At 46.9% G+C, this 19,371-nt stretch carries 18 protein-coding genes and 1 pseudogene; 10 read left to right on the top strand and 9 right to left on the bottom strand.

Going from position 1 to position 19,371, the window contains the following annotated elements; translation table 11 throughout:
- The first annotated feature begins 34 nt into the window (after nt 1-34).
- The 5 genes and pseudogenes from GLV81_RS11375 to GLV81_RS11355 all read left to right on the top strand — a co-directional run bounded on the left by GLV81_RS11375 (nt 35) and on the right by GLV81_RS11355 (nt 6,204).
- Nucleotides 35-1,309, top strand: coding sequence for an alpha-amylase family glycosyl hydrolase (locus GLV81_RS11375; RefSeq protein ID WP_157478970.1), 1,275 nt, complete (start codon nt 35-37; stop codon nt 1,307-1,309).
- 91 nt (nt 1,310-1,400) lie between these two features.
- Nucleotides 1,401-1,547 carry a hypothetical protein gene (locus GLV81_RS21275; RefSeq protein ID WP_281350681.1) on the top strand — a complete coding sequence of 49 codons (147 nt, stop codon included), beginning with the start codon at nt 1,401-1,403 and terminating at the stop codon, nt 1,545-1,547.
- Nucleotides 1,544-1,930: a TrmH family RNA methyltransferase gene (locus GLV81_RS11370; protein ID WP_281350680.1), complete on the top strand. Its 387-nt coding sequence runs from the start codon at nt 1,544-1,546 to the stop codon at nt 1,928-1,930. Before GLV81_RS21275 ends, GLV81_RS11370 begins: the two co-directional genes overlap by 4 nt.
- Before the next feature lie 56 nt (nt 1,931-1,986).
- Nucleotides 1,987-5,142 (top strand): VPS10 domain-containing protein, encoded by a 3,156-nt coding sequence (locus GLV81_RS11365; protein WP_157478969.1) that lies wholly within the window; start codon nt 1,987-1,989, stop codon nt 5,140-5,142.
- 140 nt (nt 5,143-5,282) lie between these two features.
- Nucleotides 5,283-6,204: pseudogene (locus GLV81_RS11355) on the top strand (UbiA-like polyprenyltransferase).
- 219 nt (nt 6,205-6,423) lie between these two features.
- On the opposite strand, the gene GLV81_RS11350 reads toward GLV81_RS11355, so the two are convergent.
- The gene (locus GLV81_RS11350) at nt 6,424-6,798 is read right to left on the bottom strand and encodes a GxxExxY protein (protein WP_157478967.1); all 375 of its coding nucleotides are present in this window, start codon (nt 6,796-6,798) and stop codon (nt 6,424-6,426) included.
- Between the two features lie 129 nt (nt 6,799-6,927).
- Here GLV81_RS11350 and ruvX point away from each other — a divergent pair, with 129 nt between their 5' ends.
- Both ruvX and def read left to right on the top strand, forming a co-directional pair.
- Nucleotides 6,928-7,365: a Holliday junction resolvase RuvX gene (gene ruvX / locus GLV81_RS11345; RefSeq protein WP_246185951.1), complete on the top strand. Its 438-nt coding sequence runs from the start codon at nt 6,928-6,930 to the stop codon at nt 7,363-7,365.
- A gap of 117 nt (nt 7,366-7,482) precedes the next feature.
- Complete coding sequence (gene def, locus GLV81_RS11340; protein WP_157478966.1) at nt 7,483-8,064, top strand: peptide deformylase; 582 nt, start codon at nt 7,483-7,485, stop codon at nt 8,062-8,064.
- Between the two features lie 116 nt (nt 8,065-8,180).
- On the opposite strand, the gene GLV81_RS11335 is transcribed toward def, so the two are convergent.
- Nucleotides 8,181-9,242 carry an RluA family pseudouridine synthase gene (locus tag GLV81_RS11335; RefSeq protein ID WP_157478965.1) on the bottom strand — a complete coding sequence of 354 codons (1,062 nt, stop codon included), beginning with the start codon at nt 9,240-9,242 and terminating at the stop codon, nt 8,181-8,183.
- 222 nt (nt 9,243-9,464) lie between these two features.
- Between GLV81_RS11335 and lipB the strand changes: the two genes are divergently transcribed.
- A complete protein-coding gene (gene lipB, locus GLV81_RS11330) occupies nt 9,465-10,181 on the top strand; it encodes a lipoyl(octanoyl) transferase LipB (protein ID WP_157478964.1) in 717 nt (238 codons plus the stop codon).
- Here lipB and GLV81_RS11325 read toward each other — a convergent pair.
- A complete protein-coding gene (locus GLV81_RS11325; protein ID WP_157478963.1) occupies nt 10,171-11,100 on the bottom strand; it encodes a hypothetical protein in 930 nt (309 codons plus the stop codon). The genes lipB and GLV81_RS11325 overlap by 11 nt on opposite strands.
- 39 nt (nt 11,101-11,139) lie before the next feature.
- A complete protein-coding gene (locus tag GLV81_RS11320; protein ID WP_157478962.1) occupies nt 11,140-12,042 on the bottom strand; it encodes a pyridoxal-phosphate dependent enzyme in 903 nt (300 codons plus the stop codon).
- Nucleotides 12,043-12,082: 40 nt separating this feature from the next.
- Here GLV81_RS11320 and GLV81_RS11315 point away from each other — a divergent pair, with 40 nt between their 5' ends.
- Both GLV81_RS11315 and GLV81_RS11310 read left to right on the top strand, forming a co-directional pair.
- Complete coding sequence (locus tag GLV81_RS11315) at nt 12,083-12,988, top strand: sugar phosphate nucleotidyltransferase (protein ID WP_157478961.1); 906 nt, start codon at nt 12,083-12,085, stop codon at nt 12,986-12,988.
- Between the two features lie 128 nt (nt 12,989-13,116).
- Nucleotides 13,117-13,587, top strand: a complete 471-nt coding sequence (locus GLV81_RS11310; protein ID WP_157478960.1) for a hypothetical protein — start codon at nt 13,117-13,119, stop codon at nt 13,585-13,587.
- A 131-nt stretch (nt 13,588-13,718) separates the two neighbouring features.
- On the opposite strand, the gene murB is transcribed toward GLV81_RS11310, so the two are convergent.
- The 5 genes from murB to GLV81_RS11285 form a co-directional block, all read right to left on the bottom strand.
- Entirely contained in the window at nt 13,719-14,732 is a 1,014-nt protein-coding gene (murB, locus tag GLV81_RS11305) for a UDP-N-acetylmuramate dehydrogenase (protein ID WP_157478959.1), read from the bottom strand.
- 61 nt (nt 14,733-14,793) lie between these two features.
- Nucleotides 14,794-17,292, bottom strand: a complete 2,499-nt coding sequence (gene priA, locus GLV81_RS11300; protein WP_157478958.1) for a replication restart helicase PriA — start codon at nt 17,290-17,292, stop codon at nt 14,794-14,796.
- The gene (locus GLV81_RS11295) at nt 17,276-18,043 is read right to left on the bottom strand and encodes a lysophospholipid acyltransferase family protein (protein WP_246185950.1); all 768 of its coding nucleotides are present in this window, start codon (nt 18,041-18,043) and stop codon (nt 17,276-17,278) included. Before GLV81_RS11295 ends, priA begins: the two co-directional genes overlap by 17 nt.
- 8 nt (nt 18,044-18,051) lie before the next feature.
- On the bottom strand, nt 18,052-18,342 hold the full coding sequence (locus GLV81_RS11290) for a putative quinol monooxygenase (protein ID WP_157478957.1): 291 nt from the start codon (nt 18,340-18,342) through the stop codon (nt 18,052-18,054).
- A 143-nt stretch (nt 18,343-18,485) separates the two neighbouring features.
- Nucleotides 18,486-19,310: an SAM hydrolase/SAM-dependent halogenase family protein gene (locus GLV81_RS11285; RefSeq protein WP_197428254.1), complete on the bottom strand. Its 825-nt coding sequence runs from the start codon at nt 19,308-19,310 to the stop codon at nt 18,486-18,488.
- Between the last annotated feature and the right edge of the window lie 61 nt (nt 19,311-19,371).

Here is a 19,371-nt window from a genome sequence, read left to right as displayed (position 1 = left end):
AAATCCGCGTCCCATATTATCGTTTCTTTGAAGCATGATGCAGACAAGAGAATTTTCACCTGTTCCATGGTGTTATCATACCAATATTTACGAAGTAAATGTGCGGCAATACACTGCCGAAGGAACCTTTGCTGCTTTTGGCCAACACCTGCCAAGGCTAGCTGCTATGGGAGTAGAAACACTTTGGTTCATGCCCATTACACCCATTGGTGTACCCAAGCGGTTGGGCACATTGGGCAGTTACTACGCATGCAGCAGTTATGTGCAAACTAACCCCGAGTTTGGTACCATTGATGATTTCAAAACATTGGTCCATCAGGCACATGCATTAGGCATGAAAGTGATTATCGATTGGGTGGCCAACCATACCGGCTATGGACATGAATGGATGGAAGGCCGCAAAAGAGATTACTACGACCTCAGCCCGAGTGGCAATTTTCAGGAACGGAATGGCTGGGAAGATGTGGCCGATCTCGACTATGGCAACAACGACATGCGCCGCGAAATGATCGAGAGCATGCAGTTTTGGGTGAAAACTTGTGACATCGACGGCTTTCGATGCGATATGGCACATTTGGTGCCACTCGATTTTTGGTTTGAAGCCCGCCGCCAGTGCGATGCAGTCAAGCCATTGTTTTGGCTGGCCGAAACAGAAGACGAAGCCTATCATGCGGCATTCGATGCTACGTATGCCTGGGAGTGGATGCATACCACAGAAAAGTTTTTTACATCCACACAAACCAACACTGTGCTCGATGCGGTGCTGAGTAAATACGAAGACCGTTATCCCAAGCCATCCTTCAAAATGTTTTTCACCAGCAACCACGATGAAAATAGCTGGAACGGAACCGAGTGGGAAAAGTATGGTGCAGCCGCCTTACCATTGTTTGTGCTTGGTGCGATGTGGTCAGGCATTCCGCTGATATATTCCGGACAGGAATTGCCGAATACCAAACGCTTGTCTTTTTTTGATAAGGATGAAATTGCCTGGACCAACGAACTGCAGTTTGAACCCTTTTATACTGCGCTGCTACAACTGCGCAAACGCAACAAAGCAGCCGGTGGGCCCAATGGTTCGGGTGCTACTTTTCGATTGCCGGTAAGCAACGAAAGAGTGTTTTGTTTTTTGCGACAGCACAACAACCAGCAAGTATTGGTGCTGCTCAATTTTACCAACGAAACACAATCGTTTTACATGAATGACGAACGCATTGCTGAAGGCATAAAAGAAATTTTTACGCAACAATTGTTGCCAAAAGATAGAAAGATTGTATTGCCACCATTCGGTTATCAGGTGTATGAAAAGTGATGCATAATGCAATGGCTATAAGTCGCCAATAATTATCATTCGTGGTATCCGTGACAATCTCATTTAATTCCTGTTATAACCATTCGTGTGTATGAAAAAACTCTCCATGGATGAACTCGGTCGTTTGTCGGCCGATGAGTTTAAAGAAGTGCCGAAACTACCGCTGGTGGTGGTGCTGGATAATGTGCGGAGCATGCACAATGTGGGCAGCGTTTTTCGTACTGCCGATGCTTTTTGATAGAACAGATCATCCTCTGCGGGTACACGCCGCAGCCGCCTCACCGCGACATCCACAAAACGGCCTTGGGAGCAACGGAGACTGTTGCATGGGAATATGCTGCGGATACTGTAACCGCTGTGGAAGCGTTGAAAACCCGTGGCTATCAAGTGCTGGCGGTGGAGCAAACCAGTCAGTCCAAACTATTGTCGGCGGTGGAGTGGGAGGGCAAGCAACCACTGGCAGTGGTGCTGGGCAATGAAGTGGAAGGAGTAGACCAGGCCGTGATAGATGCCTGCCACGGCGCCATTGAAATACCACAGGCAGGCACCAAACATTCGCTCAACATCAGCGTGGCAGCCGGCATTGTGCTCTACGAATTGTTTGCCATGGCGCAGCAATAATTTGAAGTAAGGCAAACGGTTTACCCGTAAATTGTCGCTTCTAAATTTTTACAGATATGTTTTCCCGCATGCTGAGCATGTTGTGCATACTGGCTTCGGTTGCAGCCACAGCACAACCATTGGACATGAGTTTGTTCAAAAACATCAAGCCTCGCAACATTGGCCCTGCCGGTATGAGCGGCCGTGTAACAGCGTTGGATGTGAATTTGCAAAACCCCGACATGATTTATGTAGGCACTGCCAGCGGAGGTCTGTGGCGCAGCGAAGGTGGCGGCACACAATGGACGCCATTGACCGACAGTCTCAACGTTGCTTCTATTGGCGCAGTGGCCGTGGATCAACGCAATCCGCAGGTGATTTGGATTGGTACCGGCGAGGGCAATCCACGCAACAGCCAAACCATGGGCGGCGGGGTGTTTAAAAGCATTGACGGCGGTCGTACCTGGAAAAACATGGGCCTCGAAAAAACAAGAACCATTCATCGGGTCATCATTCACAAACACAACCCCGATGTAGTGTATGTAAGTGCATTGGGTACTGCCTGGGGCGAAACCAATGACCGTGGTGTGTACCGCACCAAAGACGGCGGCAAAACATGGGAGCGTATTTTGTATGTAAATGACCGCACCGGTGCCGCCGATTTTATTGTTGACCCCAGCAACCCCAACAAAATGCTGGTGAGCATGTGGGAATACCGCCGCTGGCCTTGGTTTTTCAAAAGTGGTGGCGCTGGTTCTGGCATGTATCTCACACTGGATGGTGGTGATACCTGGCGCAAACTCACCGAGAAAGAAGGCTTGCCCGCAGGAGAGCTGGGTAAAATGGGTTTGGCTTGGGCCCGCAATAATCCCAACGTGGTGTATGCACTCATCGAGTCGAAAAAGAATGCGCTGTACCGCAGCGATGATGGTGGCTTTAGCTGGAAAATGACCACCAATCAAAACATTGGCGACCGGCCATTTTATTACAGCGATTTGTTTGTAGACCCAACCAATGAAAACAGGCTCTACAATATTTTCAGCAATGTAACGGTGAGTGAAGATGGTGGCAAAAGCTTCAACACCTTGCTCGGCTGGGACAATATTCACGGTGACCACCACACCTATTGGATTCATCCCACAGATCCCAATTTTATGATTGATGGCAACGATGGAGGTTTGGCCATCACTCGTGATAAAGGCAAAACCTGGGCCTTTAGCGAAACGCTTCCTGTAGGACAGTTTTACCACATCAATTACGATATGCAAATTCCGTATAACGTATATGGAGGTATGCAAGACAACGGCACCTGGCGTGGACCTGCCTACACCTGGCGCACCGGCGGCATTCGCAATCAATATTGGGATGAAATTGCTTTTGGCGATGGCTTTGATGTAGTAGTAGAACCTAACCAACGCTATGGTTATGCCATGTGGCAGGGCGGCAATTTGTTGCGTGTCGATTTTCAGAGTGGCGCTTCTGAGCCCTGCAAACCCTATCATCCCGATGGCACTTTTTTACGCTTCAATTGGAATGCCGGCATCGGGCAAGACCCCATTGATCCAAGCACCATTTATTACGGCAGTCAGTTTTTGCACAAGAGCAACGATGGCGGCAAAACATGGTCGATTATTTCGCCCGATTTAACCACGAACGACACTGCAAAAATTAAAGCCCACTTGAGTGGTGGCCTTACCTATGATGTAACGGGTGCCGAAAACCACTGCACCATTATTGCCATCAGTGCCAGCGCCAAAAAGCAAGGTGTGATATGGGTAGGAACCGACGACGGAAACATACAAGTAACCCGTGATGGCGGTGCTACATGGACAAACGTTAGTAAAAATATTCCCGCTGTGCCTGCTGGCAGTTGGGTGCCTCAAGTGCATGCCAGCCGCTTCAATGAAGGCGAAGCATTTGTAGTAATCAACAACTACCGCCGAAACGATTGGACGCCATGGATTTTCCGTACCAAAGATTTTGGTAAAACATGGGAACGTTTGGTAGATGATAAAAAAGTAATGGGTTACGCACTCAGCTTTGTGCAAGATCCGGTAGAACCAAAACTCATGTTTGCAGGTACCGAGTTTGGTTTGTATGTGAGTGTAGATGAAGGTAAAAACTGGAGCCGCTGGACGAATGGTTATCCTACGGTCAGCACTTACGATTTGGCCATTCATCCCCGTGAACATGATTTAATCATTGGCACTTTTGGCCGGGCACTGTGGGTGCTCGATGATATTCGTCCGCTTAGAGAAATAGCGGCAAAAGGTGCGGCTGCTTCTGTGCAACAACCATTGAAAGTGTACCCTGCTCCGGATGCTTATCTCGCCAACATGCGGGAAGGGGCAGGTTCTCATTTTAGCGGCAATGCCATGTACAAAGGCGACAACCGACTATGGGGCGCCAGCATCAGTTTTTCGTTGGCCAAACTCAACAGCAAAGACAGCAGTAGTCCTGCACCAGAAGCCGATTCGGTAAAAGTAGAAATCCGCAATGCGCAGGGAAAAGTGGTTCGCCACCTGAGCCTGATGGCGCAAAAAGGCATCAACCGTTTTGTGTGGGAATTGAATCAGGATGGGTTCAGAATGCCGGTGCAGCCCAAGCCCAAGCAAGAAGTGCAGCCACCTGCTGGTGCTTATGTAACTGCGGGTACCTATAGTGTAAAAATCATGTATGGAAAGCAGGCAGATTCTACCAGCATTACGGTGCTCAATGATCCTCGCAAGCAGGTAAATGCGGCTGCTGTAATGCAATGGCAGCAAGGATATACCGAATTTGCAGCAATGGTAAATGGCATTACCCAAAGCATGGATAAACTCCGCGATGCAAAAGAACGCATGCAGCTGGCGGATAAACTGGTAGAAGCTCAAGTAGCCGATACGGCAGCCAAGCACCGCTATAGCGATGCCAAAACTGCGGCCAGCAAAAAGATAGATGAACTCATGCGCAAAGTAATGCCTGGCGAAGAAGTGCAGGGTATTTACGAAGACCCCGAACAGCTCATGAACAAGCTGGCTTCCGTGGCTTTCTACCTCGATCCGGCATTTGGTACACCAAACCCGCCAGCCGCTGCACCGCCAGCCACTTTTGGTTGGGCCATGAAAAAAGTGAGTGCCGATGCCCAGGCTTTCAACACTGCCGTACAAGCATTTGAAAGCAAAGAATGGAAACAATATGAAGATGCCGTGAAGCAACTGCAGTTGCAGCTGTTGGCACCCTTGGGTAAATAACCTGCATCAATCAACAAGTTCAAATGGGGAAGGAGCCATGCTTTCTTCCCCATTTCGTTTTCAACAAATGAGCAGCAACAGCCCGCAATTGTGGTAAAAAATGCAACTTGCAGGCCTGCGCTGCAAAGCCTGTTTACACTATGACGACCATCAAAAATTACCTTTCGTTAGTAAAGTTTTCGCATACCATCTTCGCAATGCCCTTTGCGTTGATTGGTTTTTTTCTGGCTGTTTTGCAACCAAAGTATTTTACTTGGAATATAAATAATACTATTGGCAGGGGCAATGATGCAACCAATTTCGACTTTTGGGGAAATCATTTTTTCAAATTCATGCTCGTCATCATCTGCATGGTAACAAGCCCGCAGTGCGGCCATGGCCTTCAACCGCTATCTCGATCGGAATTTTGATGCGCAAAACCCACGTACCGCTATTCGAGAAATTCCGGCAGGAATCATTGGCGCCAGCAGTGCCCTGCGTTTTACCATTCTCAATTGTCTGTTATTTATCACCGCTACTTACTTCATCAATCCCATTTGTTTTTACCTGAGTCCGGTGGCCTTGTTTGTCATTTTGTTTTACAGCTATACCAAACGGTTTACAGCTTTATGTCACCTCGTGTTGGGGCTTGGGTTGAGTTTGGCACCCATTGGTGCTTATCTGGCGGTAACGGGTGTTTTTGCCGTGTTGCCCGTGTTGTTTTCGTTTACCGTGTTGTTTTGGGTAAGCGGTTTCGACATCATTTTTGCTTTGCAGGATGAAGCCTTCGACCGCAGCCAGGGGCTGCACAGCATACCTGCTGCTTTGGGTACTGCCAAGGCGTTGCGGGTAAGTGAACTGCTGCACCTGTTGAGTGCTGCCTGTGTAATTGCGGCCGGTTTTTACGGTTCATTTGGTTGGTTGTATTGGGTGGGCACAGCAGGCTTTTGCGGCATGCTCATTTACCAGCACAGCATCGTGAAGCCCTGCGACCTCAGCCGCGTCAACATCGCCTTCATGACCGCCAATGGTATTGCCAGCGTGGTGTTTGCGGTGTTTGTGATAGCGGATTTATTGCTTTAAACACGGATTGGAACGAATGATTACGAATTACACGAATTTCTTTATTGGATATAAGTTTAATGGTGATTAATTGATCTACTGTATTCAATTCGTGTCATCTGTGGCAATTAGCCCAATTAGTGTTCACAGGATTGCACGAATTAGTGTGTAGGTATAATTGTGATTTATTATTTCTTGTATTCAATCCGTGTCATTCGTGAATATTAGCTGAATTAGTGTTCAAAGGATTACCCGGTGATATCGCAATGACTTTTCACCGAAATTGATAATCATACCAAGTCGAAGCCCACTTGCTTTCAGATAATTGACAGTTTGAAAAGTAAATGCTTCATGCACTGCTGCAGTGGCTTTTATCTCCAGAATAATGCGATCAAACACTACAAAATCGGCTACGTAGTGATGACGCAACACCACATTTTTATACACTACCTCAAAACGTTTTTCTCTTTGAAATGGAATGCCTTCTGCCTGTAACTCTAATTCCAACGCATCTTTGTACACGGCTTCTTTAAAACCAAAACCAAGTAGCCGGTGAATTTCCATGCATTTGCCAATGATTAGATAGGATTCATCTTTGTACAATAATTCAGTCATGTGTGGTGTAAGGCTTTTAAAGTGTAAGTGTTGTTGCGTACCCTAAAATAATTCGTGTAATTCGTAATATTCGCATCATTCGGGTTGATTCCTTTCGTGTAATCAGTCCAATTTGTTTAATTCGTGTTTATGGCTCGAATCATGGCCCTCGATTATGGTAAAAAACGCACCGGTGTAGCCGTTACAGATCCGTTGCAGATTATTGCCAGCGGCCTAACCACCGTCGATTCGCATGGGCTGCGGCCATGGCTCAAAAACTATTTTGCTACTGAAGCGGTGGAGCGGGTGATCATCGGCTTGCCGTTGTCGCTGGATGGCGAAGCCACCGATGGTACCAAGCCCGTGAAAGACTTTATCCGCCTCTTTAAAAAAGACCATCCGACCATCCCCATTGAAACGGTGGACGAACGCTACACCAGCAAAATGGCGGTGCAAGCCCTCATTGACACCGGGGTGAAAAAAAGGACCGTCGCGAAAAAGGCCGCATTGATGAAATGGCCGCCACCCTCATGCTGCAGGAATACTTGCAGCAAAAAGGCTAATTTTGGCGCCAATTCAAACAAATGATGGAGATTGAAATGTTACTGTGAAAGTTGAATTGACTTGTGTAGCAGCATTTAAGCATTCCATCAAAAAGAAAAAAGTAGAAGGGCTTTCCTTCATCGAACTGACCATTTAACCATTATGATTCTTCCAATTGTAGCGTACGGATCGCCCATTTTGCGCCGGGTAGCAGTAGATATCACGCCGGATTATCCCAATCTTACTCAACTCATCGCCGATATGTGGGAAACCATGTATGCCAGCAATGGCGTGGGTTTGGCCGCTCCGCAAATCAACCGCAGCATTCGCATTTTTACCGTCGATAGTGAGCAAATCATCGAAAATCTGGACGAAGAAGAACGTCAGGAGTATGAAGGTGACGAGGGCATCAAAGAAACTTTTATCAATGCACACATTGTAGAGTTTGCCGGCGATGAATGGCCGTACAACGAAGGTTGCCTCAGCATTCCGAAAGTGCGGGAAGATGTGATGCGCCCTGAAACGGTGACGATTGAATATGTGAACGAAAAATTTGAACCCCAGCGCAAAACCTTCGGTGGTATTACCGCCAGGGTTATCCAACACGAATATGATCACATTGAAGGCAAACTGTTCATTGATTACCTGTCGCCGCTGAAACGTAAGTTGCTCAAGGGCAAACTGCTCGATATTTCCAACGGCAAAGTGCGGATGGATTATCGCATGACTTATCCGAAGTCGTAAGCCCAATCTCCGTAAAAGTCAACCGGCACAACGTTTTCAAAACATTGTGCCGGTTTTTTATTAAATGAGTTGACTGTTATCCTATTAGCAATAAACCACAAACTACAAACCACCAACTAATCTTCAACTTTTCCTTTCGTCTGAAAATACTTCCGCCATTTTTCAATCACGGCAGTCATATCGGTAGGGATTGGTGCTTCAAAGAATAGGCGTTCGTTGGTAACGGGATGCACAAAGCCCAGGGTTTTGGCATGCAGTGCCTGCCGGGGGCAGAGGGCAAAACAATTTTCTACAAACTGCTTGTACTTGGTGTAAATGGTACCCTTCAAAATGCGGTCGCCACCGTAGTGATCGTCGGCAAAAAGCGTGTGGCCAATGTGTTTCATGTGTACCCTTATCTGGTGGGTACGGCCGGTTTCCAGCACACATTCCACCAGCGTTACATAGTGAAATCGTTCCAGTACGTTGTAATGCGTAATGGCATGTTTGCCATATTCACCCTCCGGAAAAGCCTCAAACTGCTTGCGGTAGCGGGGGCTGCGGCCTACGTGGGCTTCAATGGTGCCGCTGTCTTCTTCCACATCGCCCCACACCAGCGCCACGTATTTGCGGTCGATGGTATGATTGAAAAACTGCTTGGCCAGGTGTTGCAAAGCACGGTCGGTTTTGGCCAGCAGCAGTAAGCCGCTGGTGTTCTTGTCAATGCGGTGTACCAACCCAAAGCGGGGCAGGTTAAACTCTGTCAGCTCCGGGTTTTGCTGCATCAGGTAATGCGCCACACCATTCACCAACGTACCGTTGGGGTTGCCGCTGCCGGGGTGTACCACCATGCCGGCGGGCTTGTTGATGAGCAACACATCATCATCTTCAAACACAATGTAGAGGTCCATGGGTTCGGGAATGATGTCGTTGCTGTCGGGGTGGTCTTCGCTAAACACAATCACCTCATGGCCGGCCTTCACTTTAAAGTTGGGCTTCACCATTTGGCCATCCACAGTAATCAATCCGGCATGCAGGGCCTGCTGAATTTTATTGCGGGTAGCGCCTTCAATGCGGTTCATCAAAAACTTATCGATGCGCAAGGGCTCCTGGCCTTTGTCGGCTTTTACCACTAATCTTTTATAGAGTTCATCACTCTCGGTGCCCTCGTCGGGCAGTTGCAATTCTTCGTCGAGCATGGTTGCTGTTGCAGGAAATTTTTGCCAAAGAAGCTGTTTACATTTCATTACTGGAAATACCCATCGGGTAATTTTTGAGCGAAACAAGGCGGATTTTGCAGTCGTAGCGGGTAGCCTACGGCGAAAAATCCAACGCAGTTGCAGCCAAAAAGACCCATGGGAATGACAGTGTATGGAGTTTAAACAGCTTCAGAGGGCAGGTTCCTTATTTTCGCAAAGTAAATGGGTACACAACAAATAGTTTGGTGGAAAGATTTGGGGCTGCAACGCTACAAGCCCGTGTGGGACGAACAGGAGCGGCTGATGCAACTGGCAACCGACATTAAGCGGGCCGAATTTGAACAGCCAGCAGCAGAGCGAAGTACGCAACATCATTTGCTGTTGGTGGAGCATCCGCCCGTGTATACCTTGGGCAAAAGCGGCCATATCGAAAACATCCTCATTTCCGAAGCAGAGATGGCAGCGCAGGATATTGATTATTTCAAAATCAACCGTGGCGGCGATATTACTTTTCACGGACCGCAGCAGCTGGTAGGTTATCCCATTCTCGATTTAGAAAAAATGTACACCGACATTGGCCGGTACCTGCGCAACCTCGAAGAAGTCATCATCAAAACCATTGCACATTATGGTTTGAAGGGCGAACGTTCGGCCGGCGAAACCGGTGTGTGGCTCGATCCGGACAAGCCTGGCCATGAACGCAAAATTTGCGCCATGGGTGTACGTTGTAGCCGCTGGATTACCATGCACGGTTGGGCACTCAACGTGAATACCGACCTCACGTATTTCGATAATATCATTCCCTGTGGCATTGTGGGCAAGCAGGTTACTTCCATTGCCAAAGAGCTGGGCCATGCAATAGATTTTGAAGAAAGCAAGCAAGTATTGCTCAATAAATTTGCAGAAGTGTTTGAGGTAGAACTGCAACCTATGGGCTAAAATCTCTGGCAAGGAAAATGCGGTTTCGTTCCTTGATTTTTCCATTTTCCAGTAGCTCAAATTTGTACCAGCCACCGTGGTAAAAATTCGTTTTATCCAAAATAAGAAAAGGTTCTTTCAAGGCTTTTAATTCCAACACCAGCGTTTCGTCTTCTTCCATAAACTTGATGTCGTAGCGCTTGGTAGCTGCATCCGGCAGTTTAATTACGATGTAACCATCACGGTCGGTAAAAACAAACTCACTGGTTCGTTGCAAAAACGGCGGCACATAAATACCCAGTAAAATCGTGTCGTCTGTCAGTTGAAACAAAGTGTCTTTCGTTTGTTTCATGATGCTGTCGCGAAAACGAAAGAACTCCGCTGTAATCAGCGTGGTGTACAATGTATCTTTTACCTTAATGTAAAACGGCTTGTCGGGCGGAATCACTTCTTCCTCATCTTCTTTCTTATTGCCTTTCTGCAGTTTTTTTACCAGCTCTTCATCCAGCTGATCCCGTTTGTTATCCACCACCACCACGCTGTCTTTTTTACCGTTGTTGGTATTGCTGCTGGCGCTGTCTCTGGGTACAATGAGGGGAGCTGTGGGGCGCATGCTTTTGGTGAAAAAATAAGCGCCGCCTTCCATTACATAAAACACCCGGTAGTAGTATTTGATGCCGGGAATAATTTTATCGCTGTAGCCATTTACCGGCAACTCAGGACTGGTTGAAGAGTACACCGTGGTAAACTTTTTGGTGCTGTCGTAACTGCGCTGCACCGCTAGCTGTATAAGGTTGGGATAAGGATTGCGCCAGCTTACCACCACACGGCCACCGCCACGGTCTTCTACTGAAAATTTGGGCAAAGTATCCTGTGCCATGGCTGCAGTTGCAGCCAGCATCCATCCGGTAAACAATACAAGTCGGCTAATCCATTTCATGCTATCACAAGGCGCTAAGGCGTGGCAAATATAACGCTGCTACCCACCTGTAGATTGCAAGCTTAATAACGGGTGTGAACGATTGCCCTGCAAGCCACCGGTATGAATGAGCAGTATTTTTTGTGGTGAACTATATTCTGTCTGCGCATAATGCCGTTGCATGGCATGCAGTAGTTTGCCTGTGTACATGATGTCTGTAGCGAGGCCTGTGTTGGATTGCCATTGCAGCATGCAGTCAATGGTTGCATCGCTGCAGCGGCCAAACCGGTCGTTGGGTAAATGATGAAGCTGTAATTGTTTTTGATGCGTTGCAGCAGTGGCATGCAACAATGCATCCACCGTTGCATCTTGTATGCCGGGGTTTACAGCATGAAAATGCGTAAAGGGCATGGAGGATTGCAAAATGCCCGCTGCTGTTGTGCCTGTGCCGGTGGCACACCACACCGCATCTGCAGTAAAGTTTGTGAGTTTGTCGAAGTAGTCCTGTACGCCTTTTACACCCGGAAGTCCATCGCCACCCATGGGTATGTACAAGAGTTGTTGTGCATCGGCAATGGCCTGCCAGTGTGCATCGTTGTAAAATTCGCTGCGGTGTGCATAGATGATGTTGCCGCCCCATTGCTGCACATCATCCAGCATGGCAGTGCGTGTATGCGCTGCTGCTTTTATAATGGCGGTAAAAGGCAGTTGATGTAAGTGGCACCATGCTGCAGTGGCATGCACATGATTGCTCCATGCACCGCCTTTGCTGATGATGCCATTACTTGCCAGCGAAGGATTGGTCTGCAACCAACCATACAACTTCAACCATTTGTTGCCCGATACCAGTGGATGCAATGTGTCGAGGCGCAATGCATACACTTCAATACCAACACCCAACGGATGCCCCTGCAATTGCTGCGGCGAAAGGAGAGGTGGCGCTGGCCATTGGTTTTGCAACATAGGGATGACTTATCTTCGCAAAGTTTAATAAATCAACCCCATGCAAAAACCAACACTCGTAATTCTGGCTGCAGGTATGGCCAGCCGTTACGGCAAAATGAAACAGATTGAAGGCTTTGGTCCTAATAAAGAAACCATCATGGATTATTCGATTTTCGATGCCATCCGTGCCGGGTTCGAAAAAGTAGTATTCATTATCCGCGAAGAATTTGAAGAAACCTTCAAAGCCATCATGGAGCCCAAGCTGGCCGGCAAAATAAAAACGGCGTATGTGTATCAGCACCTCACCGATTTTGTACATGCCGATGCTGCCGTTTCGCCAGAGCGTTCTAAGCCTTGGGGTACAGCACATGCAGTGCTTTGCGCCAAAGACGAAGTGAAAGAAAACTTTGTGGTAATTAATGCCGACGACTTTTATGGTGAAGATGGTTTCCGCAAAGCCTATGAATTTTGTACCACAGCTTGCAGCGATACCAACTACGGCATTATTGGTTATACCTTATCAAAAACGCTGAGCAAAAACGGTAGCGTAAGCCGTGGTGTTTGCAAGGCCGATGCCAATGGCAAACTGGTGAGCATTAACGAACGCACCAAAATTTACTGGAAAGGGGAGCAGGTGTTTTTTGAAGAAAACGGGCAGGAATTTGAAGAAGATCCGGCATCTCCTGTGAGCATGAATTTCTGGTGTTTTTCACCCGGTGTGTTTGCGTTGTCAGAAAGCTTGTTCAGCCAGTTCATCAAAGAACGGGGCATGGAACCCAAGGCAGAATTTTTCATTCCCATTGTAGCCGATCATTTCATCAACACTGGTAAGGGTACCATTCAAATTGTAGGCACCGATGCCGAGTGGTTTGGTGTTACCTATCCTGAAGATGCGCCAACCGTAGAAGCCAGCATTAGTGCATTGGTGAATGCAGGTGCATATCCGCCGGCATTGTGGAGTTAAATAAAAATTTGTAAGCATGAAACTACAATGCGATGCTTCGACTTCTGCATTATCTTCTGATTTCAATTAACCTTCTTTCGTGTGCCCAAGAGACGAATCTCCCACCTTTAGAACAACTTGAATCAATCTTGTCAAAAGCAGACTCCGTCGTATTAATTAGTCATATAACAACGAAAGAGTTTGCACCTAAAATTGTTCCTGACGTTGCAGAAAACGATTCGGAAGGATTGAAAAGATGGTACGAAGAATATCCTCCTGCCCCACCTTATCTTATTAATGAAGATATAAACAGGGTGATTATACTTGAGTCAGCTACTCTTTCAAAAAAACAAATTGAGCAATTGTCTGAAGTTATAAATCGAAAGTTTTATACGGACACAATTGAGTATGCAAGATGTGACAATCCAGTAAACTCAATATTGATTTATTCTCAAGCAAAACTTTCTTTTATTGACATTTGCTTTGGGTGTAGAAGGGTTCATTGTTCATCTGATATAAAACTATCAGAAGAACATTTCGATGATACAAAATGGCAAATGTTGGAGCTTCTATTTAGAGAAAGGGGCATTAAAAAAGGGTTTGATGAAAAGCCGGAGTAATCCGGGATACCCAGTTTGTTTAGTTCAATCTAAAAAACTTGAAATCGTTAATCACTCAATAAAATATTCATTAGGAGAGTATTATCAAAAGCAAATGCCTTCACACATGTGAAGGCATTTGCTTTTTGCACTCAAAATATATTCACTTCTCTCTCTAGTTCGATTCCGAATTTTTGCTGAATGTCGTCGATGATTTGTTGAGAGAGTTGAAAGATATCTGCACCACTGGCGCCGCCATAATTCACCAATACCAAGGCCTGCTTGCTGTGTACGCCGCATTGTCCTTGTCGGTGGCCTTTCCAGCCCGCTTGTTCTATCAACCAGCCAGCGGGTACTTTGGTGTGGCTTTCGCCAGCCGCATAATCGGGTATGTTGGCAAAACTTTGTTGCAGCTGTTGGTAATGCGATTTTTCAATTACCGGATTTTTAAAGAAGCTGCCGGCATTGCCCAACACAACTGGGTCGGGCAGTTTTGACTGGCGAATGCGAATGACGGCTTCACTTACCTCCCGTATGCCGGGGTTGTGCACACCCATCTGCTCCAGTTCAGCAGCAATGGCTCCATAGCTGGTGTGTAGTGTCGCTTTTTTATTGAGCCGAAATGTAACCGACACAATGGCCAACTGCTGCTTGTATTGTGATTTGAAAATACTTTCTCTGTAGCCAAAGGCGCAATCGGCAACTGCAAAATGCAACAGGCATTTGTCTTGTAAATGCCAGGCTGTTACTTCATGCAGTACGTCTTTTATTTCCACGCCATAAGCACCAATGTTTTGAATGGGCGATGCACCTACATTGCCGGGTATCAAGGATAAATTTTCGATGCCTGCATAGTTATGTGCAATGCAATATTGCACAAATGCATGCCAGTTCTCTCCGGCATTGGCTTGTACATAGTAGTGCTCATCATCTTCCTCCAACAATTGAATGCCTTTGATTTGATTGTGCAATACCAAACCATCGTAGGGTTTTGTAAACAGCATGTTGCTGCCACCACCGAGTATCAAAGATTGAGAATAGCCTGTAGCCTCTGCTAGTAATTCTTGCAAGGAATCAAGTGAATCAAAAGTCGCAAAGCCTTTCACCAACGCTGGTACACCAAAGCTGGTGAGTGGTTGCAGGTTATAGTTGGTTTGAATGTTCATGTCTTTGAATTATTTCTTATCTCATCATTGCCCAACCCATCATTGCCCCAATCATCAATACCTATTGCGGATCTACATCAATCGAAACTCTCACCCGTTTAAAGGCTTCCTGATGTTGCATTTCTACAATGGCTGTTTTAATGTCTGCTTTAGCTTGTTCTAAAAACGCCGCATTGCGGGGCAGCTTCAGCAGCAGTTCGGTAATGTATTCGTTGCGGATGCGGTTGATGGGTGGCTCGGCCGGTCCGCTGATGTACTTGTCGTATTTGGTGCGCAACCATGCAGCCAATGCATCGCAAGCCATCCAAGAAGTGGTTTGGTCTTTGTGCTTGCATTGCAGCATAATGAGTCTGCTAAATGGCGGATAAAAAAACAATTGCCGCTGCGCTACTTCGTATTGGTAAAAAGCAGGGAAGTCGTGCTGTTGTAAAAACGGAATGATGGGGTTAGCGGTGTCGAACAATTGTACCACCACTTTTCCTTTTTCACCTTTTCTGCCGGCACGTCCACTCACTTGTTCTATCAGTTGAAAAGCCCGCTCCGCTGCTCTGAAGTCAGCAAACCGCATGATGCCATCGGCATCGGGAATGCACACCAAACCTACGTGGTCAAAGTCGAGGCCTTTAACCACCATTTGTGTGCCGGCCAGTATTTGTATGCGTTGGTCTTCAAACTGCCGGATGAGGTTTTCATGACTGTGTTTGCCCCGCACACTGTCAGTATCCATGCGGGCCACAACTGCATTGTCAAAAGTTTGATCGAGCAATTCTTCCAGCTGTTCGGTACCAAAGTTTTTCTGCCGGAAATCCTGACTGCCGCAAGCACCACAGGTTTTCGCCAATGGATAGGTAGTGCCGCAATAATGGCAATGCAATTTTTGTGTGCTCTTGTGATAAGTCAGCGACACATCGCATTGATCGCATTTGGGTATCCAACCGCATGTGCCGCACAATTGGTAGGGCGCATAACCACGACGATTTTGAAACACAATCACCTGCTTGTTTTGCTGCAGGGTTTGGTTGATGCGTTCTTTCATCGCCTCCGTTAAAATCACTTTTTGTTTACGACTTTCCGGCACCTGTTTCAGGTCGATGATGTCGATGTCGGGCAATTGCAAATCGCCGTATCGTTCGGTGAGGATTACGAGTCCGTATTTATGCTGCAGGCAATTGTGATAGCTTTCCAGCGAAGGTGTGGCACTGCCGAGCAACACTTTGGCATTGCAAACGGAGGCATAAAAAATAGCCGCATCTCTTGCATGGTAGCGTGGCGGCGGGTCGTATTGTTTGAACGAACTGTCGTGCTCTTCATCCACCACAATCAATTTGAGATTGCAGAAGGGCAAGAACAACGCCGACCGTGCACCAAGTACTACCTGTATTTCGCCCGACTTTACTTTGTTCCACAATTCCAGTCGTTCGTTGGCATTGAATTTAGAATGGTAAATGCCTACGTAGCCACCGAGGTGCTGGCGCAGTTTGCGAACGATTTGTGAGGTCAATGCAATTTCCGGCAACAAGTACAAACATTGCTCACCCCTTTGTATGGCTTCCGCCATCAGCTGAATGTACAACTGCGTTTTACCACTGCCGGTTACGCCATGTAGTAACGTCACAGCATGTTGTTGCATGCTTTCCTGCAGTTGCTGCAGCGCTGTTTTTTGTGCTGCAGAAAACTGAATGTTTACATCTAGTTGTTTGGCTACTTGTGGCAGCCGGTCTACACTTCGTTTTTCCAATTGTAAAACACCTTTGCTCACCAGTCCTTCGAGCACAGAAGAAGTGACGCCTGATTTTTTCAGCAATGCAGCTTTCGTTACTTGTCCTTCGGTGCGGTCGTAGTGCAAAAAGGAGAGGAGTAAATCCAATTGCTTGGGTGCTTTCTGCCATTCGTTGATGAGCTTTTCCAATGCCGCTTCGTTGCGGTACACAGGCGCCAGTAACACGTAGGTTTCTGTTTTTTCCTTGTAGGTTTCCTGAATGGATTCCCACACAGTGGCAATGCCTTTTTCCACCAGTTTTTTTACAACGGGATATACATTGTTGCTATCGAGCAAAGATTGTATTTCGCCGAGGTTGAGTTGTTGTTTTATTTCCAATGCCTCGGTGAGGATGTATTCTTTATCACTCAATTCTTGAATGGCCACTGTGTGTCCGTCGTTGTATTGAATAACGCTTTCGCTGCTGAGTTTGAGATGCGCCGGCAATGCCGCCATCATTACTTCGCCTTCGGTGCTGCAGTAGTATTGCGCAATCCATTCCCACAGGCGCAATTGCTCGGGCATTACTACGGGAGCTTCGTCTAATACTTCGAGAATGGGCTTGGTTTCATACAGCCCTGGTACATCGGTATGCAGGCGTTTGATGATGCCCGCATAGCGTTTGCTTTTGCCTACCTGCACTATCACACGGCTGCCTTGTTGCACCCTGTTGTTCCATTCGGCGGGTATGCTCCATGTAAGAATTTTGGGTAAGTAAATGGGCACAATCACATCGGCAAACAGCGAGGGTTTTTCCTGCTGAAATAAAAGCTGGTTGCTATGGTTACCGTTGTTGTGCATCCCGATTGTTGTAGTCAATAATAGTGGATTCCATCAAATCATACACCCGTTTTTTCAGCAGGGGCAGGTCTTCCATGGTTAGTCCTTCAGTAGGTACTTCTTTTAAAATTACGGCTCTGCTTTTACCTGGTCGTAATCGCCAGATAGACGCATAGTGCATCCTCGTTTTGGCATCCAGAAACACAATGGGTTTGATGGCAGTATTGGTTTCGATGGCAATACGAAAAGCGCCATCATAAAACGATTTGAGGGGTGCGCCTGTTTCATTAAACGTGCCTTCTGGAAAAATAAATATGGAGCGGTTGTGCGCCAGCACTTCTTTGAGCATGGCTACACTACGGGCACGGCGTTCGGGGCTGCTGCGGTCTACCAATACAACTGCTAATCGATATAAAATACCAAACACCGGAATTTTCGCCATTTCATATTTGCCCAACACCCGAATGTTGGTATGGCGCAATGCTTGAAAAATCAACGGAATATCGAGGTAAGAAATATGGTTGGCTACAAACACAAAATGGCGTTTGCGGTCGAGTGGTTCTTCCCAAATATTTACGTGCCAAATGCCAATAAGTGCAAACCACAAATGACTCCAAATACGGGAGAGATGAATAACGAGATTGCCGCCCAACGGTTGGCCAAGCAGCATGGCAATGATGATACCCGGCGTTACAAGAAACAGGCCTCCGACAAACACCGCGAAGGCGTAAATGCAATAGGGAATCCAGAAAATGCTGAGCAACTTTTGCATAGCTATCATTACACTACCGTCATGGAATGGGCAACGGCTTTGGCCGCAAACATAGGCTTTACACGGCTCCACAGCAATTTGAAAAATTCACTGTACCGGTAATTATCGAGGGCTTGTGTATGGCTCCAGCGGCTGATGGTGAAAAACACATGCGGCTCCTGATTGTCTTGGTAAGCATTCAATTCGAGGCAGCCTTCAAATGCAGCAATGTGTTGTTTGTGCTCTTGAAATATTTGTCGAAACGCCTCAATGTGTTCTGGCATCAAGGTGAGTTTTACCACACGGGTTAATGGTTGCATAGCGTAAAAGTACGAAGGAAGAAGAACGAGGTAAGAAGTACGAAGTACGAAGGAGGGAATAAGAAGTATGAAATGTGAAGTACGAGGTACGAAGGGGGCGAAGTAGGAAATTAGAAATTTGAGGTTAGAGGTATGTAATACCCTTAATCAACAAATCGGATACGAACGGTTTGGTAAAACAGCCGGGAGTTGGTGAATTTTTCTTCCGCATTGCCGCTAAAAGCCTGCAAGCCAAAAAGACCAGCAGCATTGCCTTTATTTACGGCAATTTCCAAATAACCGGCGGTGTTGAAAAAAGCAAGTTTGTCTCCTTCGGGCACACTGCCGTAATGCTCAGATATTTTGGTGATGCGGTCGTCGTTTTTGAAACTGATTTCGAAGCGTCGGCCACGGCCTACTTTGTCGAAATCTGATTTCATAACATTCACCACCACGTTTTCAAAGCGATCTACAAAAATGATGCGGCTTTCAATGTAATCGTCGTACAGCAAAGGTTGTACGGCACTACGGGTTACAATCTGCTCTGGTTCTTCGCCCAGCAGGTGCAGCGATGTGCCGTTGTCAACAGATTGAATGGCGGCACCAATAGCATCCATCCATGCCATGCTGTTGGCAATGTTTTCAGGAGCAATGGGCAGCACAATACATTCGTAAGGGCCTTCATCCAAAATCATGGGTAGCAGGCCATTGTCCGCACAGGCAAAAAAGTGCCCGTTTTGAAAAGCAATTAAACAGCGGGGCGATGGCGAGTGAAACAAATTCACCAACACAATATGCCAGCTGTACATGGGAAAATGCGGATAGGCACTGCGTACAAAGTAGGCCGCTTCGTTGTAGTTGAACGGTGTGATGTTGTGCGAAATATCTGCTATTTGCCAAGCGGGGTTGTTTTGCCACAGCCTGCCTTTAATGGCGCCGGTTATATAGTCTTTGTAACCGATATCGGATGTTAGCGTTAGTATTGGCACAATGAATGCAGCAGTTCGTTTGGTGTATAATGGGTGCGGATAAAAGCGGCTGCAATGTCAG

Source organism: Phnomibacter ginsenosidimutans, from assembly GCF_009740285.1.
Classification (GTDB): Bacteria; Bacteroidota; Bacteroidia; order Chitinophagales; family Chitinophagaceae; genus Phnomibacter; species Phnomibacter ginsenosidimutans.
The sequence above is the reverse complement of the archived record's forward strand: the minus strand, read 5'-3'. Positions and strand labels throughout refer to the sequence as shown.